The 25,392-nt window shown below is 43.7% G+C and carries 7 protein-coding genes; all 7 read right to left on the reverse strand.

Features of this window, described 5'->3' with window-relative positions:
* Positions 1-217: 217 nt before the first annotated feature.
* Genes PGLA_RS04885 through asnA form a run of 7 tightly spaced genes read right to left on the reverse strand, consistent with a single transcriptional unit; the run spans position 218 to position 25,358 of the window.
* Positions 218-8,446, reverse strand: a complete 8,229-nt coding sequence (locus PGLA_RS04885) for a non-ribosomal peptide synthetase (protein WP_068529586.1) — start codon at positions 8,444-8,446, stop codon at positions 218-220.
* Positions 8,447-8,475: 29 nt separating this feature from the next.
* Positions 8,476-11,610 carry a non-ribosomal peptide synthetase gene (locus PGLA_RS04890; protein WP_068529589.1) on the reverse strand — a complete coding sequence of 1,045 codons (3,135 nt, stop codon included), beginning with the start codon at positions 11,608-11,610 and terminating at the stop codon, positions 8,476-8,478.
* A gap of 18 nt (positions 11,611-11,628) precedes the next feature.
* Positions 11,629-14,454: a type I polyketide synthase gene (locus PGLA_RS04895; protein ID WP_068529591.1), complete on the reverse strand. Its 2,826-nt coding sequence runs from the start codon at positions 14,452-14,454 to the stop codon at positions 11,629-11,631.
* On the reverse strand, positions 14,451-19,232 hold the full coding sequence (locus tag PGLA_RS04900; RefSeq protein ID WP_068529593.1) for an SDR family oxidoreductase: 4,782 nt from the start codon (positions 19,230-19,232) through the stop codon (positions 14,451-14,453). The genes PGLA_RS04895 and PGLA_RS04900 overlap by 4 nt, the downstream gene beginning before the upstream one ends.
* The gene (gene fabD, locus PGLA_RS04905; RefSeq protein WP_068529596.1) at positions 19,225-20,523 is read right to left on the reverse strand and encodes an ACP S-malonyltransferase; all 1,299 of its coding nucleotides are present in this window, start codon (positions 20,521-20,523) and stop codon (positions 19,225-19,227) included. Before fabD ends, PGLA_RS04900 begins: the two co-directional genes overlap by 8 nt.
* Positions 20,520-24,311: a non-ribosomal peptide synthetase gene (locus PGLA_RS04910; protein ID WP_068529599.1), complete on the reverse strand. Its 3,792-nt coding sequence runs from the start codon at positions 24,309-24,311 to the stop codon at positions 20,520-20,522. Before PGLA_RS04910 ends, fabD begins: the two co-directional genes overlap by 4 nt.
* Positions 24,312-24,359: 48 nt before the next feature.
* Complete coding sequence (gene asnA, locus PGLA_RS04915; protein WP_245699728.1) at positions 24,360-25,358, reverse strand: aspartate--ammonia ligase; 999 nt, start codon at positions 25,356-25,358, stop codon at positions 24,360-24,362.
* Between the last annotated feature and the right edge of the window lie 34 nt (positions 25,359-25,392).

A 25,392-nucleotide genomic window follows, 5' to 3' on the forward strand; every position in this document is an offset into this window, starting at 1 on the left:
TTTAGTTTTAAAATAATATAATTAAATATTGAATAGATGCACCTGTAAATACCAAAATTTTACTTCTCTACATTAGAACTGTCAACTGTTTTGTGTATACATCAATTTCTTCAATAATAAACAAAGAGCGCAACGCTTTGTCGTAAAGACAAGCATGCGCTCTTCTTGTATACATCACTGCAGTGGCATTAGATCTTTCTTAGGTCAATCAAAAGATTTAATTAACTCGTTTTAAAGTTATAGAAAAAATATGCATGCCAGGGCTATAAGGTAAACGGATGGCAACCATTGGTTTGAACGGTGTTAACGAGTATCGTTGTTGGTATATACTTCCCCGCGCCTCTACAATGAATGTTCTGATTTCGTTGCGCTCTGCAATCTGTCCAGTCCAGGCGATGGCTTCCCCAAATTGAGGAGGGCGAGTCCAGTCGGTGAATCGAATTTGGAACGCCTCTATACTACCGTCTGCATACTCAATGAAACATTGTTCAATATAATTGCCCCATTCAGCGCATCCAAGGAAGGATATTTCCGAATACATCCCCTCAGGTACTGGTATTGTTTGACCATAACAAGAGATGTTGTCCTTCGTGCCTTCTTGGATGTGAGGCAATTGATACTGAATTTCATTGACATGAAGGACAGTTTCAGGTGCTTGTTCGATTAAGAAATAAGTGCCCATCGTAGTGAGATTAGCTTGTTTACTTCCGATTTTACCAAAGCCTTGATTATTAAAAGACGCCTCGATGTTCAGACACTCATACTCAAATTGCTCCGTTTCCAGAGATTCATCCATGATTTGAGTCACGGCAATCTCACGTTCGGCTGTATTCAATTCTTCATATGAACGGCATATTTCAAGTAGTTGTTCAGAAATGGCCTCTTCAAGTGAAGCGATCTCTTCAATTTTGTTAGACAAGATGGAGGAATAATTGATTTTGGAAGGAATCATGAATTCATTGGCAATGATCTTGTTCACCGAACGCCATTGATAGCTGGCTTCCTCCAGTTTCTCGATGATCTGCTCCAAGAGCCAGATGTTGTTTTTCTTTATCAAGAGCTTCAATATATTTGAAAATAAGATTCTTCCAATGCTGATATTGATGATAGTTTTACTCAGAGGCGCATCAGCCCAAGATTTATGACCCCTCAACTCCCCAACTAAATCAGTGTGATTCCGTACTGCTAATGCAAAGTCTCTCATTTGCTGGAAAGGATTCACATCATTACGGATTGTCAGTACGTGCTTCTGAACAATGGTCTGCCAGTTCGTAAATAAGGATTCCTCACGTGTAAGTTCAAGTGAATAATGTGTGGAATACGCTTTTTGGAAATCGGTAACAGACAGTCGAATTGCATATTTGTTGTACCAACTATCCGTACAAATCAAGGTTTGATGATCTTCTGTAATTCCAGTAATCGTAGCAACATGATATCTCTCATTGTTAGGGTTCAGATACCCCCCGTCCCATGGGATCGCGCTGGCTTTCAGAATAACGAGTATTGGTTTTCCTTGACTCAGATCCTTTACAATATCCGCCAGGATCTCTTTATTCGTAAGCAATTTCTTTTCTTCGAAAGACATTCCATGGTATTCCTCGAGAAGGATATAATCATATACAAGATCAGTCGATAGACATTCGCTGACCTGATCGGACAAGCTCGAATCGTAGGCGAAATTCCATGAATTTGCAAACATAAATTCAAAATCACGTTTCAACCATCCCGCCAAAGAAGCAATTTCCATTTCGGTACAGCTTAGGGAATCTCTAAACTGAGGCTGAACAGGTATCATGAACTGGATCGGAACGGATGCAAGTTCATCTTGCTCAGTATCGATGATGATTTGAGCCATTTGTTCAATCGTCGGAGATTGGAACACAACCTTTAATGGCAAATTAATAGCCATTTCTTTATGAATTTTAGCTACCAGCATAGTGGCCCTCATGGAATGTCCGCCAATATCAAAGAAATTGTCATGCACGCCAATCTGTTGAAGTCCCAACACTTCTTGCCATAGTTGTGCCAATTGATTTTCTGTGTCCGTTCGAGGCGCGACATAGTCCGTTCCAGTCTGAACGCTCCCTTCTGGAGCAGGCAAAGCTTTACGGTCTAGCTTACCGTTTGTCGTCAAAGGCATAGCCTGCAATTGTACAAAATAGGACGGAATCATGTAGTTAGGCAGTTCTTTCCCCAATGCATTTCGCAGTTCATTAGCAGTGATTTCACGAGCAGCCACGAAATACGCACACAGTTGCTTCTGTCCACTGTCGTCTTCCCGTGCAATAACTACAGCTTCTTGCAGCGATATTAAGCTAAGCAATTGGCTTTCCACTTCGCCGAGTTCGATGCGGTAACCGCGCAGCTTGACCTGATGGTCGATCCGACCCAAATATTCGATGTTGCCATCAGGCAGCCATCTTACCAGGTCACCCGTCCGATACATACGCTCACCATGAAAGAAAGGATGCGCAACGAATTTCTCGGCAGTCAGCTCTGCACGATTGATGTAACCTCTAGCCAGTCCGACACCCGAGATGCACAACTCTCCTGCGATACCAATCGGTTGAATATGATTAGCGCTATCTACAATCCACATCTGTAAATTGCCCATCGGTTGTCCAATGGGAACATTCGCTGAGTGCGTCGATACTCCCGTAGAATAACGGGTAGCATAAATGGTCGCTTCAGTTGGACCATAGATGTTTTCTAGCTTCGCCTGAAGTGGTAAGCGGTGGTAAAGATCTACCAAGCTGGCTGAGAGAGCCTCCCCGCAGGCCATAATATATTTCAAGGACTTCAGTTTTTCCGAATCATCTTCCTGAAGGGCATTCAAAAAAACGTTTAGCATGGACGGTACAAAATTAATATGAGTGATTTGCTGTTCATCGATCACCTTCAAAAAGGCTGCCGGATCTTTTTCATCACCTTGCGTTAAAATGACTAGTTTCCCTTGACCAACAAACCAACCGAACAACTCAGATACGGATACGTCGAACGTATAGGTGGTTTTTAATAAGAATGCATCGTCCTTACCCAAAGGGTAGGCTTGTTCGAGTTGATCTAATATGTTGACCACCGAGTGATGCTCAATCATCACACCTTTTGGTTTGCCTGTTGACCCCGAAGTATAGATGACATAAGCCAAATGATTCGATGTAGCGATAGGGTCCAAATTCGAATTTTCCCAATGGTACATTTGAGATTCATTCATATCTATAATTTCACCTGCAAAAGAGACCCTATCCTTCACATGTCGCTGAACCAACAACAGCTGTGTACCTGAATCCTCAAGCATATATCGTATTCTGTCTTCTGGATATTCAGGATCAATGGGTACGTAAGCCCCACCAGCTTTTAACACTCCGAGAATGGCGATCATCATCTCGAATGAACGTTCGACCATAATTCCGACCAATTGGTCGGGTTCGACCCCAACGGATCGGAGTTTACGAGCAAGTTGATTCGCTTTTTCGTTCAGTTCAAGATAGGTCATCCCTTCATTCTCGAAGACAAGAGCAGTCTGATTGGGCCAACGCTCTACTTGCTCTTCAAACAACTGATGAATTGTCTTTTCCCTTAGGTACTCGACCTCTGTATCATTGAAATCATCGCAGATCTGTAAGCCTTCTTCAGGAGTAATCATCTCCAGGGCAATGAGCGGTGCTTGTGGATCGTTCACCACAGCATCGATCAACTGCTGGATGTGCTTCGCCATGCGTTCAATGGTATTTCGATTGTAGAGGTCACTGGCATACTCTATACTGCACAGAATACCTTCCGGTTTGTCCATAGCATTGAACGTCAGATCAAATTTCGCCTCCGTATACTTATATGGATAAGATTTTACACGCAAGCCATCAATACTCAGTTCTTGCTGGTCCGAATTTTGCAAGATGAACATCGTGTCAAATAACGGATTGCGGCTCAAGTCTCTCTTCATATTCAGCTTGTTAACCAATTCTTCGAAAGGATAGTCCTGATTCTCATAGGCTTGCAAAGCAGTTGCTTTCATTTCTTGCAAGAAAGCGATAAACGACTTCTCAGCGGACGGTTGATTTCGAATCGCCAACGTGTTGACGAACATGCCGATCATGGGTTCAAGATCCGCTTGCGATCTTCCTTCAATTGGGGTTCCTACGACGATGTCTTCTTGTCCGCTGTATTTGAACAGCAATGTCTTATAGACAGCCAGTAACGCCATGAATAAAGTCGAGCCAGTTTGCGCAGCAAGCTGCTTCAAACCTTCAGCCCTTTGGCTACTGATCACAAATTCAATGGTTTCTCCCTGAAAACTTCGCACGGCAGGTCTTGCATAATCAGTCGGCAAGTCAAGGACAGGCCCCCCCGTACGGAACGCTTCCAGCCAGTATGCCTCCTGCTTTTTCATCTGCTCACTCTTCATCTCTTGCTGCTGCCATACCGCATAATCCTTATACTGAATTCGAAGCGGTACGTCCTCTACCCCATTGTACAGCTTGACAAATTCCGCCATCATGATCATGACTGAGGCACCATCGGAAATAATATGATGCGTATCAAACAGTAGGATATGACGATCAGTGTCAATTTGGATGAGCCCAACTCTAAGCAATGGTGCTAGCTGAAGATCAAATTCGCGCACGAAACTACGGATTGTTTCCTCGACTTCATCCAAACTTGCCTGGACATACTCAACTGTGAATGATACTTCAGGATGAATACGTTGGACTGGGCTGTCATCCACGATCTCGAAGCTGGTCCGCAGTGTATCATGACGTGCAATTAGTTTACGGAACGCTTCCTCAAATCGCGCACGACTCAGAGAGCCTTCAATGAACATGACATCCGGCATATTATAACTCAGCGAGCTACCCTCCAATTGGTGTACAACAAACAATCGTTTCTGCGCTGAAGATAATGGATACCAAGGCTGCACTGGTGCCGGCTGAATCGCAGTATATTCGCTTTTTTCAGACCCAATGAGATGCTGAGCCAGTTCTTTGATCGTCGGATACTGGAATACGGCACTAAGCGAAATTTCTACCTGCATGTCACTAAGAATTTTTTTCGTCATCGTAATCGCATTAAGAGAATGACCTCCAAGTTGAGTAAACTCATCGTCAATGTCGATTTCATTTAACCCAAGCATCTGGCCCCAGATCAAGGCAAGCTGACGCTCCGTTTCATTGGTTGCATTGCTGGTAACAGTTGTATGTTCAACATCTGTTTGTGTATTCGAATGGCGTGAAGACATACCTTTCACAGCTGCAATATCTTGAAGCAAATCAGTAGACAATTGAAGAGGTAGCAGGTGCGGCTCATCAAACAGCGGATGATTCATATTAAGTTGACCGATCACTAAATTCGTTTCTTTGCTGTTTAGTGCTCTTTCAAACGCAATAAGCGCATCTTTCGTACTGATATCTTTAAAAAACAACTCTTTGGTGTGAAAATCGACAGCCATACCTGTTTCTTTCCACCCTGTCCAGTTGAGGGTCAAGGTTCGCTTTCCTTTGCGTGATCTATACGCAGCATAAGCATCCAAATAACTGTTAGCCGCCGTATAATCGCTCTGGCCTGCGGCTCCAGCTAAAGTATTAATAGAAGAAAACATAACGAAGAAATCAAGATTCTCTGCTTTCGTAACCTGATCAAGCACATAAGTACCCGTTATTTTAGGACGAATGACTTCTTGAAACGCTTGAGCATCCTTGCCGGCCATGAACCCCTCTCCAGCGATACCTGCGGCATGAATGACTCCGGTTATTGCACCGAATCTTTCTTTGACATTCGTCACAATTTCTTGCATACGGATGGTATCTGCGACATCTGCATCGAAGTAAATGACCGATGAACTTGTTTGCTCAATCGCAAGCAGAGCTTGAATCTTTGCAATGATTCTAGCATCATCGCCATTTAACATCTGCTCCCATTGATCGCGTTCTGGAAATTTCGAACGTCCGATAAGCACAAGATTCACTTGTCTCTGTCGCGCCAGATAGTTCGCCATTTCAAGCCCAAGTCCACCTGATCCGCCGGTGATCATATAAACGCCATTTTGTGCAATATCGATTTTATTTAATCCGATGATCTCTTCATCACGCTTTTGAAGTTCGACGACATAACGCTTCAAGTTACGATAGGCAACGAATAATCCATCGTTATCGGATTGCAATTCACGCCATAATTGATCAATTGGCGATTGATCATCCAGATCGATCCCTCTGCAACGAAGTGTAGGCATCTCTTCTCCAAGCACCTTTCCTAGACCTATCAGTGAAGCGTGTTCCGGACTCAAACCATTTTCCGTACCTGTTACTTCCATGGCTTGATTGGTGATCAGTGCAAGCCGGATAGTTCGAGCATTTTTGAGCGAACCGATGGCTCTAGCCAGATGGAACAGACTCCTGACTCCTTTATCTTGCGCTTGCTCCAAGGAGGTAACTGAATCGTTATCCATAGGTGTAGAGGAAGTTAAGAAATGCCAAATATGAGCAATCCCTCTCCCCTCACATACAGCGAGAACCTTCTCGTAATCATCTTTGCTTCCAGAAATCGTAAAGAGATTCTCACTTGCCTGACTATAACGATCTCCCCAAACGACTTCTATGATGTCTTTACCGCGTTCCTTGCATGCCTTCACCATTTCCGCACCAATTCCAGTTTCAAGTCGAAATATAAGTATTGGCCCGTTAACAGGTAGTTCCACATTGGTTTCAATCTCTTCATTGACCCAGCCCATTTGGTGGAAAACCGTATTCTTACCGGACAACGCTTTGAGTGTGCTGTCGAGATTATGAATTCGTCTTAATGTGAAATCTTCAATTTTCACAAGTACGTTGCCTGAATCATCCATGATGTCAATGTTATATTCAAGTAATTCGTTGGCTTGTTTCCAATCATTTTTGACTTTGAGGAAGCTGTGGCACTTGGCCGTAAGCGGTGCGTAAACCGTCACTTTTTTATAATATAATGGCATATAAAGCTGCCCGTCTTCTACATAAGACGACGTCGCCAAATCCAGCAATGCCGGATGCAGCAGATAGTGATACAGGTCACTGCTAAACTCAGAGTCGAGAGCCATACTCACCAATGCTTGTTCATTACCGTATCTATAATGCTGAATACTTTGCCATCTTGGTCCGAATCCAACTGTATTAGCATCTTGTTGACCCTTATTAAGCCTCAATTCTTTTGCACTGCATTGCTGTTGAAGCAAGTCCAGCTGAATCTTAGGTATTGGGCTTGACGCGACAGCCACCGCCAAACATGAAGCATGTAGAATCCAATTCTCTACAGGTCTTCCCTCTACGCTTGTTGAGCTCATAACGCTAAACGTGACTTGACCTTTCTCCTCTTGAATAACAGCTCTTAATATTCTGGTCTCGCCTTCGTCAACAATAAGGGGAGTATGAAATTGTATATCTCTTAACTGGACTGCCTCGGATTTGAAATAAGCTTTAACTGCAAATGCAGCCATTTCCAAATAGGCAGTTCCTGGCATAGCATAAAGGTCTGAAATGAGATGTTCATGCAGCTCCCAACATGAATTGACGTCAATATCCGTGTCAAATACCCATTTATGTAAGGATTGTTCAACAAAGCGTCGCATAAGCGGATGAAAACCAAGTTTACTCGCACCGGTGCCTACAGGGGCAATGGCTTTTCTTACTGTCGCCGATTCTAAACGAGCAGCCAAATCTTCTTGATCCTTCAACGTTAACAAAGGAAGCTGATCCATTGGCAAAGATGGTTGCTCCATCGCAAGCCCAAGAAACGCGATGAGATGATTCAGTATCGAATCAATCGTGTGCTCTTCAAATAAAATAAGGTTATATGAAATGGTTACTTGGATTTCCCCATCTGATTGGCCGAACTTCACAATCATATCTATCGGTTGATCTTCAATAAGTCTTTGATCGTGGATCGTATCTAGCATGATGCACGTATGTAGATGAGGGCTACCTTGAGGATCAGTGCTCCATTTCAACAACTCACCCAATTTGTCAATCGGATAGTTTTGATGTGCATTGGCCTCCGTCACGGTTTGTTTAACTTGACCCAGTAACTGCTTAAATGGCACTTCTCTATCCACTTGTGTTCTCAAAGTCACGACCGCATTAATCAATGAGTCGGTTTCTTTATTAGACTTGAAAACTGGCATGGTTACCACAACATCAGGGTTCTGCAAATAGATTGATAAAAGGTATTTTACGCCTGCCACTAACATCATATAAAGCGCATGGTCCGACTGTTTGGCAACAGTTAACAACTTTTTACAGGTTTCTTCTTGAAGAACACCTGTTTTTTGATCCATCTGGCTACTCCATACTACCGGGTAAGGATGATCCGCAGGAAACATACTAAATCTGAAATCAGAGCCCAATTTACTTAACCAAAAGTCCTTTTCTTTGTCCAGCTTCCCGCTATTCAGCAATAAATTACGCGATAATTTATCGAGCATTTTCTAACCTCCGAGTCATTTGTTTATTTTTAGAACGAGAAGTCAATCGTTTCCAACTCTGATTGATCCGTGTTCCAATCATTTTCCCGCCAATCGATATCCTTTAAGCAAATCTCTGGATTATCCATAAGTAGCGCCAGTATCGCCAAATAATCGTCCTTCATTTGCATTATCGTTTCGGATTTAAATAAATCCGTGCTGTAATTCAGTTGATATGCGATACCGTCAGCGGATTGATGAGCTTCCATCACAATATCAAAACGCGAGAGATGTAATTCAAGCGGGTATGGCTTGATAGTCAGATCGGTCAGCTTCAGTTCTTGATCATCAAAATTCAAAAAAGTAAACATGACATCAAATAATGGACGGTGGCTAGGGCGCTTTTTCATTTTGATATTGGTCTCGAAGCGTTCCGCGGGATAATCTTCATGTGTATAAGCCTGTAGCGCATGGGTTTTGACTTCATGTAAGAATGCAGTAAACGTTTTGTTTCCTTGTGGAAAATTACGCATAGGTAGCGTGTTAACAAACATACCGATCATCTTTTCAAGTTCTGCCGATGCTCGTCCTGCACTTAATGAGCCAATGACGATGTCCTCTGTACCTGTATATTTATATAGCAGGACATTGAGTGCAGCCAGCAATATCATATATATAGAGCTGCCCTTCTCCACGGACATGCGGCTGATCCTATCCGCTAAAGATGGTTCGATAATAAAATAAAGGGTCTCACCAGCTCCGCTAAGCTGTAGAGGTCTAGCATAATCAGAAGGAATTTCAAGCATTGGAATAGGCCCTGTAAAAGCATTCAGCCAGTAGACTTCCAATTCACTCAAACGCTCATCCGTCAAATAAGCATTTTGCCAAACCGTAAAATCCTTGTACTGAAGCTGATGTGTATCCAACGATTTGCCATGGTAAGCATCTGCGACTTCCTGCATGAAGATACCGATGGAAGCTCCATCAAACACAAGATGATGAGCATCAAACAGAAAAATATGCTTGCTATCATCAATTCTCAAAATTTCCGTACGAATAAGTGGCGCTATTCCGATGTCAAACGGACGAACAAAACGGTGAATCCGATCCATGATTTCAACATCTGTCACTTTGCTCACCTGAACTGGAACCGTCGCATTCTCCCAAACCTTCTGCACGGGAACGCCTTGAACCCAATCAAACGACGTCCGCAATATCGCATGGCGCGCCACGACAAGTTGAATTGCCTTGAAAAAAGCGTCCGTATCGAATGCCCCCTCGATGACGAGAGCTCCTGGCATATTCCACGTGATACTGTCAGCATGCCTGATGCTTAGCATATACATCCAATTTTGTGCGATCGTTAATGGATAATACGCAAGATTTGGGGCTACCTCGATGCTTGTTTTGTCAGACGGAGCAGCTTGAGCAATAATAAGAGCGATATCCCTCAGGATGGGTTTATCAAACACATCCTGTAATGAAATCTCAACACCGAACTGACGCATAATCGTCGATACAAGTAAATTCGCCTTTAAAGAATGCCCACCCCATTCAAAAAAATGATCGTTTACACCTGAATTTTGCACACCTAAAACATCTTTCCATATGGCGAGGAGCATTTCTTCTGTCTCATTCTGAGGCACACCGGATGATGTTCTTTCCGGTTCATTACCTATCGGCTCCGGCAATGCCTTACGGTCCAACTTACCGTTCCTGTTCAATGGGATTTTCTCAATGGGAACAAAATAAGAAGGAACCATGTACGCAGGAAGCTTTTCTGCCAGATATATTTTCAAATCAGCGGCGTCCCACTTCTCGGGTGAAACGATGTAGGCACATAAATAGGTTTCTTCCCGTTGATCTTTCCAAGGGTGAATCTCAACCTCATGTATGGATGGATGCGTGGATAGAGTTGCTTTAATCTCGTCGATCTCAATTCGATAACCTCTAACCTTCACTTGGAAATCAGATCTTCCCATATAGACGATGTTTCCGTCTGGACGTGTGGTGGCTAAATCCCCTGTCTTATACATGATTGAGTCATCCTCAAACGGGCAATTCACAAAGAATCTGGACGTTAATTCTGGCAAATTGAGATAGCCTCTACCTACCCCTGCACCTGAAATGTATAGTTCTCCTGGCGATCCTGCGGGTACTTGCTTATTCTCTTGCAATAGGTACACGTTCTGATTCAAGAGAGGCCGACCGATCGGTATTACACCAGTGCCTACATCTTCTGGTTTAATTGTATAGGCTAGAGAATCGACGCAACATTCAGTCGGTCCATAGATGTTGGTCACCACCGGCGGCAGCGTAAGGAAACAGTTCATAAACTCACCCGCACGCAAAGGCGTTAATTCCTCTCCGCCAATAATAAATTGTTTAACACTAAGGTTTACTTGATAACTTTTCATGGCATACGTCAGCATCGCGATATGAGCTGGTGTACCGTCTGAAATAACCACAGCGTATTCGTTATAGAATGCAAGAAGCTTGTTCCCGTCGATACGTGTTTCTTCGGGAACAATAATTAGTGTGTGACCTCCCAAGAGGGATGCAAAAATTTGCTGTACAGATGCGTCAAAATAATAAGGAGCTACTAAGGCTACACGTAAGGGATTCGGATAATGTTGATATACAATCTCATGTAGCCCCTGCATCAAATTCATCACATTTCGATGTTCGATAAGTACCCCTTTGGGTAGTCCTGTCGTACCCGAAGTGTATATCGCGTAACAAAGGTCATGCGGTTGATTGGGATAAGAGACTTCAGGGGCATCGACATGGTTCAGGGTTGCATCAATTTTAATGACTTCACCGGTATAATCGAACTCCTTGTCTGTTACACCACTCTGGGTTACAAGCAGTTCCGCCTTGCTGTCCTGTAGCATGTATTCGATGCGATCACGAGGTAATCTGGGATCGATCGGCATATAGGCAGCCCCCGACTTCAATATAGCTAAAATGGCTATGATCATTTCCAACGAACGCTCGGTCATGATCGCCACGATCTTGTCAGGACGAGCGCCTTTGTCGATCAATAATGAAGCAACGACGTTAGCTCGCTGATTAAGCTCCCGATACGACATGGATGTTCCGTTAAAGATGACCGCAGTATGATGCTCATTCAACAACACTTGTGCAGCAAAACCTTCGTGTATCGTAAGGCTTTGTTCCCTCATGCGAATCCCCCTATCCACCTAATCAAACGCAAGGTCTAAAGCGTCCAATTCGATATGTTCTATGGCAATTTCTTTCGCAAACAGTGATACATCCTGAAGTAAAATGTGCTTACTATCTGTAATCAGCTCCAGAATGTACTCATAATCTTTCTCAAAACGTGAGATCATCGAAGCGGGATATAATTCTGTGATGCAGGATAGTTTCATCTCTATACCATCGACTTTGTCTACGGCTAATAGCACAAGCTCAAGCCCTGTCTGCTGATTGCCGGTGACAGAATTGGCTGATATCGATTCGTCGGTCGACTGCTGCATGTCGAACATCGCTTCATACATTGGGGTTTCGTTCTGAACAATTCCTTGCGCTGGAGTAGCAAGCAAGAACGAAAGCGGCACACGAACCGTCGCTTCTATCAAGGCAATAAGTTCTGTCACTTCCTTCAGGAAATATTCAAAGGTCTTATAGCCGTTCGGATAATTACGAATGGCAACACTTTCAGTTAACGTGTCTTCCCTGTGATCACCGATCATAGGTTTACTCGTAGGCGCATATACGCCAACCACAATATCTTCTTGTCCTGCATATTTAGCTAATACTAATTGGTACGCAGCCAAAAGAACTGCAGACAGCGTCGTATCGCATTCGGATGCAAGTCGTCGTAGATTCCGATTTAACTCACCATTGATGGCAAAGATTAAGCTGCTTACATCATCTATCGTATAGAGCTTTTTAATTTTGTTACCAGACAAGCCCAGTCTCGGCCAAGGTGTAGCGTATACCTGCTTGACATAGTGATCTGCCTTTTCTATATATTGATGAGACTGCTGACTTTCCTTGTGTAGCGACTCTCTGTCCAGCTCGTTGATTTGCGACAATGTGACTTCAGGTATCGTTAGCCAACATCTCGTTTTTTCAAAAGGATAGACTGGTAGATGGAGTTTGTTTGTCGGTCGATTTGTATATAATAGGTCCCAATCTATCTCCGCTCCTCGCACATAATATTGAGCTAAATCTAGCAATAATTGGTCATTGTCTTGTGAGATATTCTGTAATATCATTTCGCTCGTCTTAGCTGAGAAAGCTCTGATTTCGCTATCCAGATAATCGGTTTCCTCACGCTGTGTTTTTTTATTCGCGATGACGCGATGATACCCGTAATAACGATTTGGTCCATTATCATACTCATGTCTTTGGCCCTTGATCTTGAGAAGTTCCTTATATAATTCATCCGTGCTGCTTATGACGATCGCCAAACGATAAGAATAATGCCCTCGTCCTATTGAAGATGTATAGCAAAGCTGATTCAGCTGAATAGAGTCATGTTTATGGAAATACTCGATATATTGGTCGACAAGAGCTTCAAGCGTAACCCGACTCTTGGCCGATAACGTGAAAAGACTGCTTTGATCTGACTGACTCTCAGTCTGCGCTACAGGTGCGGGCGCTTCCTCGAGTACGACGTGGCAATTCGTGCCGCTAAATCCGAAGGAACTAACACCGCAGCGGCGGGGTAAGTCTTCCGTAGCCCATGGTGTCCATCTGTCGTTTACAAAGACCGGAGAGCGCTCGAAATTAATTTTTCGATTCGGAAAATTAAAATGTAGCGAAGGAGGAAGTTCACGATTGTGCAAAGACAGTGCGGATTTGATTACACCCGCCAACCCTGCCGCCGCATCAATGTGTCCAATATTAGACTTGACAGAACCGATGGCACAGAACTGCTTCTTATCGGTAAACCGGCGAAACGCTTTCTGTATGCCATCGATTTCAATCGGATCGCCGAGAATTGTGCCAGTCCCATGCGCTTCAATGTAAGAAATGGATGTAGGATCGACTTTCGCATTATTCCAAGCCCTTACAATCACATCTTCCTGGGCTAACGCATTCGGAGCCGTAATATTTATTGAGTTTCCATCCTGATTAGTTGCACTTCCTTTGATGACTGCATAAATATCATCACCGTCACGAATCGCTTTGCTCAAAGGTTTAATAAAGATAGCCGTGACACCCTCGCTAAGTGCTGTACCGTCCGCATGATCGTCAAAGGTCTTCGCCCGGGAATCACCCGACTCAATGCCGTATTTAATGAAGCCATCGAGAGGCAACAGATTTAAGCGTATTCCCCCGACAAGTGCCTGCTCACACTCATTATTTCTCAATGCTTGACATGCAAGGTGAAGAGCAACTAATGAGGATGAGCAGGCGGTATCCACAATCAAGCTTGGACCTTTCAAGTCCAGTAGATGAGGGATTCTGCTTGCAATGATTGCCGTAATATTACCCGCAACCGACATCTCAAAGTCATCCGACTCGACATGTGAGACGAAATTACCGTACATAGGCCAACCACTGTATCCGATATACAGGCCTGTCCTACTTCCAATAATCTGCTTCCCTCCGTATCCTGCATCCTCCAATGCATTCCAAGCAACTTCCAAAAAGATTCGCTGATTGGGATCCATCAAGCTTGCTTCCTTAGGGGAGATACCAAAAAATTTATAGTCAAAATGATCAATACGATCCAGATAACCCGCGGGAGTAAAAGATACATCCATGTCTTTCATGTAGGTGAACTGCTTCAGCCACTCGACATCCTGTCTCCTTGCTTCTGGAAATGCACCGATGCTATCTGTCCCATTACGCAAATTGGTCCAAAATTGCTCCAGATCGTTCGCTTCAGGCAGCCTAGCGGACATGCCCACAATTGCAAACTCATCCACATCAATGTCTGCTGGGGAGGAAATTTGCTCCGTTTTTAGTAGCTTTAAGAGCTCCGCGCCAGCGGCTTTATTGATATTTCCCGACAATATGTTTTCAAAAATAGACTGGGCGATCTTATTCATGTGGATACCCCCAATTTGTTGAAACTTTCCATTGCTTGAACAATGTTAATGCTACCTTTCTCAAAGGCATTCAATAGTTCGTCAATGCTATCATCTATAACACCCTCTTGCATGTTTTCATTCGCCGCCGCTACTTCCTTAGCCGGTTGAATCAGCTGATGATTTTGTAGAATATACTGGGTTATAGAAGATATGGATGTATAGGAAAATAAATCAGCTACACTGACCATCCCAGGAAATTGCTGTTCCAGAAGTGCATATATTCGTGTAATGAGAATAGAATCTCCCCCAATTTCAAAGAAATTGTCATATACGTTAATCTCCTCAAATCCAAGTACTTCTTGCCAAATCCCAGCTATTGTAACCTCCATATCGGAGGAATTAACGTTCTCTTTGCCTTTTAAAACTGATTCATTAGCTGACGTTCGCTTCACGGAACCCTTATTACGCTGCCGTGGCTTTGCAAAACGTCTACGAATATTGTCACTAAAATGAATGGGTACGTCGGATAAGCTGTATCCTTGATACGAACCGTGAATGTTCAATTCACCAACTAAGACGCGTTCCGCACTCGTATTCAGAATAGTATCAAAAGCCTGTATAGCCTGTGCCGTTGGCAATGCTTTTAGTAAATTATCCTGATTTGTCCCGTAATCGGCCGCCATGCCCGTTTCTTTCCACGCTGGCCAATTGATGACAAAAGTGCGTGAGCCCTTCTGATTACGGTATGCGGCATAAGCATCCAGATAACTATTCGCCGCAGTGTAATCCGATTGACCTGGTACCCCAATTAACGTCGTATTGGAAGAAAATAAGGCGAAAAAGTCAAGCTTATCAGCGGCCGTCAGCTCGTCAAGATAACGTGTGCCTTCCACTTTCGGTGCAAGTACGGCATGGAATTGTGCCAACTCTTTTTTAATAATATAGCCATCACCGGCGACACCTGCCGAATGAACCACGCCCGAAATCGCACCGAATTGTTGCCTGATATCCTCCAACGCATGTTCTAGTTCGCCCCGATGGGACACGTCAGCAGACACGCAAATCACTGGCGTTCCTGTTGCTTCAATCTTTTGAATCGCTACAATCGCTCTACACCATTTAGTCTCAGTCCCTTTAGCAAGGATTTCTTCCCACAGGTCCTTATCTGGCATAGCACCGCGACTAATGAGCGCTATCTTAACCTGTTGTTTCGCTGCTAAGTATTTAGCAATCTCAAGACCAATGCCTCCTATACCTCCGGTAATCACGTAAGTACCTCCAGGTTTCACGACTTCTTCGGTGACCGTCAACGTTAGCTCTTGGAACTCTTGAATAAATCGTAGGTTTGATCGGAATGCAACCTGATCGTTCGCTGTCTGATAATTCATGAGTTCTTGCACAATGAGATGGTGTGACGTAGATGTATCCGCATCAATTTGTCGGCATTTGAAATTTGGATACTCCTGAGCAATGACTTTGCCTAGCCCGAATAAAGCCGCATGCTCAGGAACAATCTGTGCTTCATCCCCTGTTACACGAAATGCATGTGAGACAACAAGAGAAATTTCGAGATCATGTCGAATGTTCTGTGAGAGCAGCTCTTTTATCAGGTTAAACACGCTGTTTACACCGCTATATAATTGTTGCTCAAACATAGTACTCTCTTCGACCTGTGTCGGTTCACCGTACCCGGTCAGATGGACGATACGTGTCACGTTGTGTTCTTTTACAAGGTCAGCGAGCTGTTCAATTGTAGGTTGATCACCTTCGACCGAATGAGTCAAGATCGGTTTCTGAGCATGTTCCGAAATTACAGCAGCAAGCTTATTGCCCGCTTCATTACAGCTTCCGATGACCAACACCGTTCCCAAGTTTGCATCTTGTTCTGGTTCCACAGATGCTTCCTGCGGTATCCAAACCATCTGATAATACATCTGTCCTTCAGACTGATCGGCAGCTTGTAGTTTTGCTTTGCGCGCCTTTTTTAAAGCGTAGTCTTCTATCTCAACAATGACCTTTCCTGAACCATCCATTAACGTAATGTCATAATGAATGATTTCTGTGTCTTTCGTAATTTGTTCTTTCAAACGAACATAGCTGTATAATTCAGATGGCAAGGCGTGGTACACGATGATACTTTTATAGGAAAAAGGTAAATAAATACTGTCATCTGTTATAGAATCAACGCTAATTGCCTTTTGAATAATCGGCATCGTCGTCAACGCGTTATCCATCAAAGACGGATAGAGGGTGAAAGCTCCCAGTTCACTAGTAAACTTGGCTGGCATACGAAGCACAGAAAACAACTCTTCTTCCCCAACATACATAGCGTGAATGTTATTCCAGCGCGGTCCGAACTCAAAAACAGAATCTTCATTATATTGCTGTAAGTCAGGTAACATATAGCCTGATTCCAGTCGCTTTATAATCACTTCACGATTGTGGTTAAAGTGATTTGTTTGTGGTACAGTGTTAAAATTCCCCGTAACATGCCGGGTAAGCTGCTCACCTTTCGTCGGAGCACTCAATCGACTCTCAACAGAGAATTCAAAGTGTTTCGCTGTCTTTTTGATGATGAGCTGCGCCTCAACCGTCTCCCCATCCCTCACAATTAATGGTGCTTGAAACAATACATCCTTGAATTCAACCGCCTGATCTGGGAACTTGTTAGCACATACCTCCAGCACCATTTCTAAGTAAGCCGTACCAACAAGTACACTCTCATTCATGATCTGATGTTCACTTAACACCCAGTTCTGTGCTGTATTCAATGCTGTCGTATAAATATCGAGTTCTATGGAGTCGACGATTTGTTTATCTATCAGCGCTGAAAATACGCCTCTACCCGCATCTCCGAGCATAGGCTTATATCCATCGTACCAACATCTTGTGAGCTCAAAAGGATATGTTGGCAGACTGACTTTGTTGTTCTGTTCATAACGATACAATTTGGCCCAGTCAACTGACGCCCCTTCGGTATAAGCACGACAAATATCTATCAGATTAGCCTCATTCGTTTGGCCTTTTTGAATATGTTCGTCCAACATCTGATCCATCCACTGCGATAGTGATTTAATAGCATGCTCGGTTAGATCACCTTCGTTTCTAGTGGGTTGGTTGGCCGATACAATCTGATGCTTTCCGAAGTAAATACCTTCTCTCGTTATCTCATTAAGTGAATGGTTAGTTAAGGCGTCCAAATGTTCCTGTAGCTCTATTCTGCTTTGAAAAACGATGACCAGACGGTGTGTGTAGTGTCCACGGCCCGTATTCGCCGTATAGCAAATTTCGCGTAAAGAAGCCTTTTCACCCGAGCGTAACCAAGTCCGATAACGTTGAATCAATACAAGTAACGCATCGTAGCTTTTAGCGGAAATGGTTAGGACTTGCTTACTCGTCTCTGCATCCAGAGGTAATGAATCGCTAGCCGGAGCTTCTTCTAGAATCACATGACAATTCGTTCCGCTTAATCCAAAAGCGCTTACTCCGCACCTTCTAGGAACCACCGCGCCGGTCTCCCAGGTCGAAAGCTTGTCATTGACATACACTGGCGAATTGATGAAATCAATTTTCCGGTTCGGGTCAATAAAGTTCAGACTAGGCGGGAGTTTACGATGTTTGAGCGCCAACACAGATTTGATCAAACCCGCTATACCTGCTGAATTGTCCAAATGACCGATATTCGTTTTAACAGAGCCTATAGCACAAAAATTACGCTTATTGGTAAACTGCCTAAACGCGCTATTTATACCTTCTATTTCAATAGGATCGCCTAGTTTTGTACCCGTACCATGAGCCTCGATGTAAGTGATAGATTCGGGGTCAACCTGTGCATCCTTCCATGCGTTGATTATCACATCTGCTTGAGCGACGGCGTTGGGAGCGGTAAGTCCAATTGAGCTGCCATCATGATTGATGGCGCTCCCTTTGATCACCGCATAAATATGATCGCCGTCTTTCATCGCTTGCTTCAGTGGTTTCAGTAAAACGGCGCCGACACCTTCTCCGGTCCCCGTGCCATCTGCACGCTCGTCAAACGTCTTTGCACGATGGTCACCTGCTTCAACCCCAATGGCTGTTTGACGAATGGGTAATAAATGAATCTGCACACCTCCAGCGATAGCCATGTCGCTATCACCGTCTCTGAGGCTGCGACAAGCTAAATGAACCGCCATAAGTGAGGAAGAACAGGTTGTATCGACAATCAGGCTTGGTCCCCTAAGGTCGAGTAAATACGACAACCTGCTCGCGATGATTGGTCTCGTATTTCCTGCTAGAGCTACTGACAGCAATGACGGGTCATTTTCGGCGATCCACCTTTTATATTCGGTATCCGATCCGTAACCTACGTATACTCCTGTTCTAGTGCCTTTTATCTTACTTCCACCGTAACCTGCGTCTTCAATAGCAAGCCAAGCGGTTTCGAGAAATAAACGTTGATTAGGATCCATCAGTTCCGCTTCTTTTGGTGAAATTCGGAAATAGCTGTAATCGAACTTGTCGATATGATCGATATATGCGGCTTCTGCGTAAGCGTGTCCTTCTTGATGGTCCATCTTAAGACCCTTCACCATACGATCTGCATCCTTGACCCGATCACCTGCAAGAGGACCGATACAATCTTTGCCCTGTTGAAGCAGTTGCCAATATTCATCAAGATGGTTGGCCGTTGGAAGTTTTACTGAAATTCCGATGATCGCAATATCCTTGTCGGCATATTCACGTGTGTGTTCAACTTTCAGATTAGTAAGAGGCGTTCTGGAACGGTTTAATTTCACTTCACTAAACTTAACCATGAACCTCAATCCCTTCCAACTGCAATAGCTCCGTAATGAAATCACCCAACAACAATTGTGTCGATGTTTCTATCAAAACTTGCTCAAATCTTTCCTTCTGTTCATCCACAGTGGTCAGCTTTGTTACGAAAACGGAGTGAAGCATGGTCAGCGCTTCTTTGCACTGTGCCAAAGTTGGCTGTGCTCCTACGCTTTCCAGTTCTAGCTGAAGCTGCATGATACTACGGTAGGGTACTACTACCCCCTTCTCATAGGCATCAATGCTAGTATTATGGTTTTTAGTGCAAACGGCAATCGCTAAACAGCGGGTTAGAACGGTATATTTGGAGGAAAGAGTAGGAACCGCTGCCTCTTTAGAAGCAAACCGAGTTCTAAGTTTCTCAACATCCTCCTGCTTGTCATAGGCAAATGCAAACACGTTTTTATCGATTCTCCCCATTAAATTACGTAATACTGCTTGCGGGCCAATCTCCACAACCGTATCAATCCCTTGATCCACGAGATAGTTCATCGATTCAACCCATCGAACCGGTGAGGTCATCTGAGCCGATAGGGTTTCAATGATCTCGGAATGATCTGTGTACGTTGTTGCAGTCACATTAGAAATAACCGGAAATTTCAAAGGACTATAGGTATACTGGGAAAGTTCAGCTCTCAACTTCTCAGCAGCCGGGTGCATGAGTGGACTGTGGAAGGGCGCACTTACACGCAGTGGTACAACGATCGCCCCATTCTTCCCTAAAAACTCACTTACTTCTGTTACAGACACGCTATCCCCCGAAATCACAATTTGATCTGGCGCGTTGTAATTGGAGATGACCACGGAACCACCATTAATCATGGCTGATCGACATGCTTGTTCGATAGTTTCGATCGAAACTCCGCTGATGGCCGCCATTTTGCCTGCATCGACTCCGGCCGCTTCCTGCATGTACAATCCTCTTTTACGTACAATTGCAACGGCATCGCTAAAGGAAATCGCCTCCGCACAGGTTAATGCCGTAATTTCGCCTAGACTATGTCCAGTCAATATGCTTGGTTGTAAATCAAATGTTTGCCTCATCACGCGATAGGCTGCTACACTCGCTGTTAAAATAGCGGGTTGTGCATTCGCTGTCAGCGTTAAGTCCTCTTTACTACCTTCAAATATAAGGTGAGTCAAATCAAAACCTAGCGTTTCGTTCGCTTCTTGAAACGTCTCTTTTGCAATAGGAAAAAGCTCGTACAGGGCTTTACCCATCCCCACATATTGAGAACCCTGACCCGGAAAAAGAAAGGCAAGTTTTGTCATGATTTCCCCCCTGATTTCTCATATTGATGAGCTAGCAATCCAATGAGTTCGGAATATCCGTCTACTAGATCGTTCATCTGCTCTCTATTAAATCTATTAGCGTTACATGTACAGGAATAGACAGCATTAAGATGAATTTCGTCGATGTCAACTTCCCATATAAGATCAAACACGTTCAAAGGAGCAGGCTCTTTTAAGTCCTTTTTTTTGCTATACAAAGGCAGTACATCATAAGGAGCTTTATCTCGTCCCAGCAACCGTAAATGGTCCAGTTCTATACTCTCGTTAAATGTCCCCAGTCGATGATTCCTCACATGTTGAAACAAGGCCGAAAAATGCTCAAAACTATCCATCTTCGTCACAAAGGGGATGAATTGCACCTGATTTGTATGAATCTGAACCACAATCGTTTGTTGTTCGCTAAACTCCGCTAACAAGTAAATAAATAGGGCGAGCATCAGGTCCTGCATCTCGATTTGCTCAACGCTGCAAATGTCCCAAATCTCCTCTGGGATACGACCCTCAAAGTGATGTGAATGTACCGATGCTCCTTGCCGCTCTAGCATTTCCCTAAAAAACACTGCCGGTAGTGTGACGTATTCCAGAGACTGCAAAGATGACGTCGACGAATCTTTCTTCTCTATAAACTGCGCGATTTGCGCAATCGTAGGACTTGAAAACAATTCAATAATCGTTATTTTCCCTGGGAGTATTTTCTCAAGTTGACTGTGCATTTGAATCAGTAAAATCGAATTTCCGCCTATGTCGAAAAATTGGTCATACAGACCAATTTCCTCAGCTCCAAGAACTTTTTGCCAAATAGCAAGCACTTGAAGTTCGGTTTCACTTCCGTTGCATGCAAGATCACGATCTCCTCCAGTGGAAAACTGCGGTTCGGGAAGTGCTTTTTTATCTATTTTGCTATTTGGTGTCAATGGCAGTTGTTCCATTCGCATAAAAGCAGTCGGCACCATATAATCGGGTAAATGAAGTACGGCATAGGCTTTTATAGAAGCTAGAGCTTGTTCCGTCGCTCCAACTATGTAAGCGCATAGATATTTAATGCCGTTAACTCCCTGCCAATCAATCACTACGACCTCTTGGACGTCAGAATGATTGAGTAGCAACGCTTCAATTTCAGCCAATTCTACGCGCATGCCTCTTATTTTGACTTGATAATCGGTTCGTCCGATGTAATCAAGGTTGCCGTCTGGAAGATATCGTACTAAATCTCCCGTTCTATACAGCTTTTGTCCGCCATCGAAGGGGTTGTCCACAAAACGCTCGCTCGTTAACTCAGGCGCATGGAAGTATCCTCTGGCAAGGCCAACGCCTCCAATATACAACTCACCGATTCTGCCTTCAGGTAGTACATTCATTTCCCGATCCAATACATAAAGCTTCGTATTGTCTATCGGTTTACCCATAGGAACCCCCTGAGCATGTACTGCCTCCTCGGGCGTAAGACGAAGAAATGCAGCAATATCCGTACATTCGGTAGGTCCGTAAGTATTGGCGATCTCTGCATGAAAGCGAGCGGATTTCATCCAAGGCATCAATCTGTTCAGATTAATCGGCTCTCCTCCGAGGAAGACCAACCGTAGAGAGGCGATGCGCAAGAAATCCGTTCCTTCATTAAAGTCGATCAGTGGATACACCGCACTTGGGGCGCAGTTGATCAAAGAGACATTTTCCCTAAAAATCAGATCCGACATACGGTTATAATCATAAAGACCGGGCTCAAACAAGCAGAGCTTTCCTCCCTGAATGAGCGTGCAAAACATATTTTTTTGTGCGAGATCGAAACTTGACGGTGCTATCAAAAGCATGACATCTTGATCGTCTATACAGAACTCTCTAGTGAACCAATGCAATAAATTCACGAAAGCATGCATTTTGACCATGACACCTTTGGGATTTCCTGTTGAGCCGGATGTATATAACACGTAAATAAGTCGGTCTGGATGATAGTCACCATGAACATTATGCTGAGGAAGAGAATGATCGTTAATAATGTCATTTACACTGAACACAGATGTTTGGTTGTTATCAGTAAAATTCCTTTCAGTTACAGCATCGACAAGCAGTACGCTTGTCCGAGAATGATTGAGCAAATACGTAATCCGTTCGCTCGGATAGTCGGGATCGATTGGAACGTATGCAGCCCCTGCTTTTAAAATACCAAGAATTCCAATGATCATTTCAAAAGAACGTTCGATCATAACGCCGACAATGGATTCTTCGCCGATCCCTCGCGCCTTCAGAAACCAGGCTAGTCGGTTTGCCTTTTCGTTAAGTTCCCTATACGTCATCTTTTGTTGATTACAAATAAGGGCGACGGTATCAGGATGTAGTTCAGCTTGAGACTCAAACATTTCATGGATAGACAAGTGAACAGGATATTTCGTTTCTGTTTGATTGTATTGCTTGCAAAGCTGTTCAATTTCATTCTCACCCAGCATTACAATCTGGCTGGTCCGAACATGTGGATTCTTTACACAGCTAGTAAGAATTCGAACAAAGTGATCCGCAAGTCGCTGAATCGTTGCTTCTTCAAACATTTCTGCTTTGTATTGAAACTGTAGATTGAATGGTTCATCCATTGTAATAGCAAGCGCTAATGGATAATGCGTCGATTCCAATAGACTAACATGCGTAACGCGCAGACGCTGATCTAATCCTTTGAAGGCTTGGTCAAGCGGATAGTTTTCTATCACAACGATGGAATCGAACAAGCTCTCTTTGCTTTTAAATTCACTGTGCGCTTTAATTTCAGTAAGTGGCGATGCATCGAACTCCCCTCGGTCTCTCAGCATCCTGCTGGTTCGCTTCAGAATTTGAGCAATCGTCTCATCACTATTCGTCTTGAACCGGAGTGGAATTGTATTAATAAATAAACCGACCATTTGTTCAATGCCTAGAATATCAGGGTTTCTTCCCGAGACCGTTGTGCCGAACAATACATCATCCATGTTTCCATACTTTTGAAGGAGGATCCCCCAAGCTGTGTAAAATACGCTCGCTACCGTAACCCCTTCTTCTGCGACCAGCAATTGCATACGATCGGATAGCAATTTAGGCACTTGCACATTCACATGCTTGGTTTTTGTATATTCGCTCTTCACTTTTTTATCTGTCGGCAGAGGTGTTTTGACCTCAAATCCATTTAGATAAGAACTCCAAAATTGCTGTTGTTTGTGTTTATCGTCCGCTTCAATGTACCTGATAAATTGCTTGTATTTGGGCTTTGTTGACGCTTGCCAGCTGCGCCCTGAAAGCAGGGAATTGTAACCTTCTATCAATTCCTTCAAAAGTAGACCCGTGCTCCAACCATCCAATATAAGGTGATGGTTACTTAAGACCAACACGGATTTGTTACCACTTAAACGGTACAAATGGACACGCCAAGGAGCAACACTAATATCGATCTTTTCTGCCCGGTCTGATGCGATGAGCTCCTCTACTTTCATGGACTGCATCGTGTCGCTGTATCCAGACAAGTCCACGAGATTAATCGTAGGCTCCACTTGCTTCAAAATGATCTGAATAGGCTTTTCGAGCTTCTCCCAGCGAAAAATGGAACGCAGCATTTCATTAGCCTGTACCACATTTTGCAAAACGTTGCGAAATGTAGCTTCATGCCATTCACCTTCTAGATGTAGCACTAATTGCTCAAAATACTGTTCGCTATCTGGCTCTGTCAAATAGTGAAACAGTAGGCCTTCCTGCAAAGGAGAAAGTGACAATATGTCCTCCACATTCTCTTTATCAATTTTTTTAATTGTCATTTTACATGGACTCCTTTGAGGTAGATGCCAAGATCACCACAATCGATTTTATAGAAAATGTATATCTGCGCTTGAAAATTCTTTTTCCATTTCTGTAGGCCATACCGAAGCTTGAACTTCGCCAATATGCGCCTTGCGTAACAAGAGCATGCACACACGAGACTGCCCAATACCGCCGCCTATGCTATAAGGCAGCTTTCCTTGAAGCACTGCCTGATGGAATAGTAACTGTTCACGTTCCTCACAACCAGCAATCTTTAACTGATCAAGTAGCGCAGTTTCATCGACACGAATGCCCATGGAAGAAACTTCGAACGCTCGCTCTAAGATAGGATTCCACACGATAATATCCCCGTTTAATTGCCAGTCATCGTAATCAGGGGAACGGCCATCGTGCTTAACGCCTGATTTCAATGCATGTCCAATTTGCATTATGAATACTGCGCCTTTTTCCTTAGCGATAACATCCTCACGTTCCTTGCCCGAAAGGTTCGGATATTGATCTTCTAGTTCCTGGGATGTGATAAAGCTTATCTCTTTAGGCAGCTCAGTTATATAGTTTGGAAGTAAAGTCGCTGCATATAGTTCTGTATCTTTTAGAACTTCATATATGTCTGTAACCACTTGCTGTAAAGTAGCTATAGTGCGCTCTGATTTCAGGATCACTTGCTCCCAATCCCACTGATCCACATATATGGAATGCAGATTATCCAGTTCTTCGTCCTTGCGAATCGCTTGCATTATCGTATACAAGCCTGTATGTGGTTCACAACCGTACCGGGCCAAGGCCATACGCTTCCATTTGGCAAGGGAATGAACAATTTCAATAGCTACCTCGGGAATACTTCGTGCACTGAAGGTGACCGGCTGCTCCTCACCGTTCAAATTATCGTTAATACCTGTACCCGCCTTCACAAACAGTGGTGTAGAGACATGGGTTAAATGTAATCGTTCTGCCAACTGTTGTTCGAAGAATCGTTTCAAATGAAAAATAGCTACCTCTGTCTCACGTAAATGAAAAGCAGGTTCGAAACCTTTCAAAACCATGTGTTCTTTAACTAATTCTTTCATCTTCAAACAT

This window comes from Paenibacillus glacialis (assembly GCF_001637205.1).
GTDB classification, from domain to species: Bacteria; Bacillota; Bacilli; order Paenibacillales; family Paenibacillaceae; genus Paenibacillus_AQ; species Paenibacillus_AQ glacialis.

Coding starts and splice junctions, on each gene's coding strand:
- PGLA_RS04885 (WP_068529586.1), bottom strand. CDS start 8,446: ATGCTCGATAAATTATCGCGTAATTTATTGCTGAATAGCGGGAAGCTG.
- PGLA_RS04890 (WP_068529589.1), bottom strand. CDS start 11,610: ATGAGGGAACAAAGCCTTACGATACACGAAGGTTTTGCTGCACAAGTG.
- PGLA_RS04895 (WP_068529591.1), bottom strand. CDS start 14,454: ATGAATAAGATCGCCCAGTCTATTTTTGAAAACATATTGTCGGGAAAT.
- PGLA_RS04900 (WP_068529593.1), bottom strand. CDS start 19,232: ATGGTTAAGTTTAGTGAAGTGAAATTAAACCGTTCCAGAACGCCTCTT.
- fabD (WP_068529596.1), bottom strand. CDS start 20,523: ATGACAAAACTTGCCTTTCTTTTTCCGGGTCAGGGTTCTCAATATGTG.
- PGLA_RS04910 (WP_068529599.1), bottom strand. CDS start 24,311: ATGACAATTAAAAAAATTGATAAAGAGAATGTGGAGGACATATTGTCA.
- asnA (WP_245699728.1), bottom strand. CDS start 25,358: ATGGTTTTGAAAGGTTTCGAACCTGCTTTTCATTTACGTGAGACAGAG.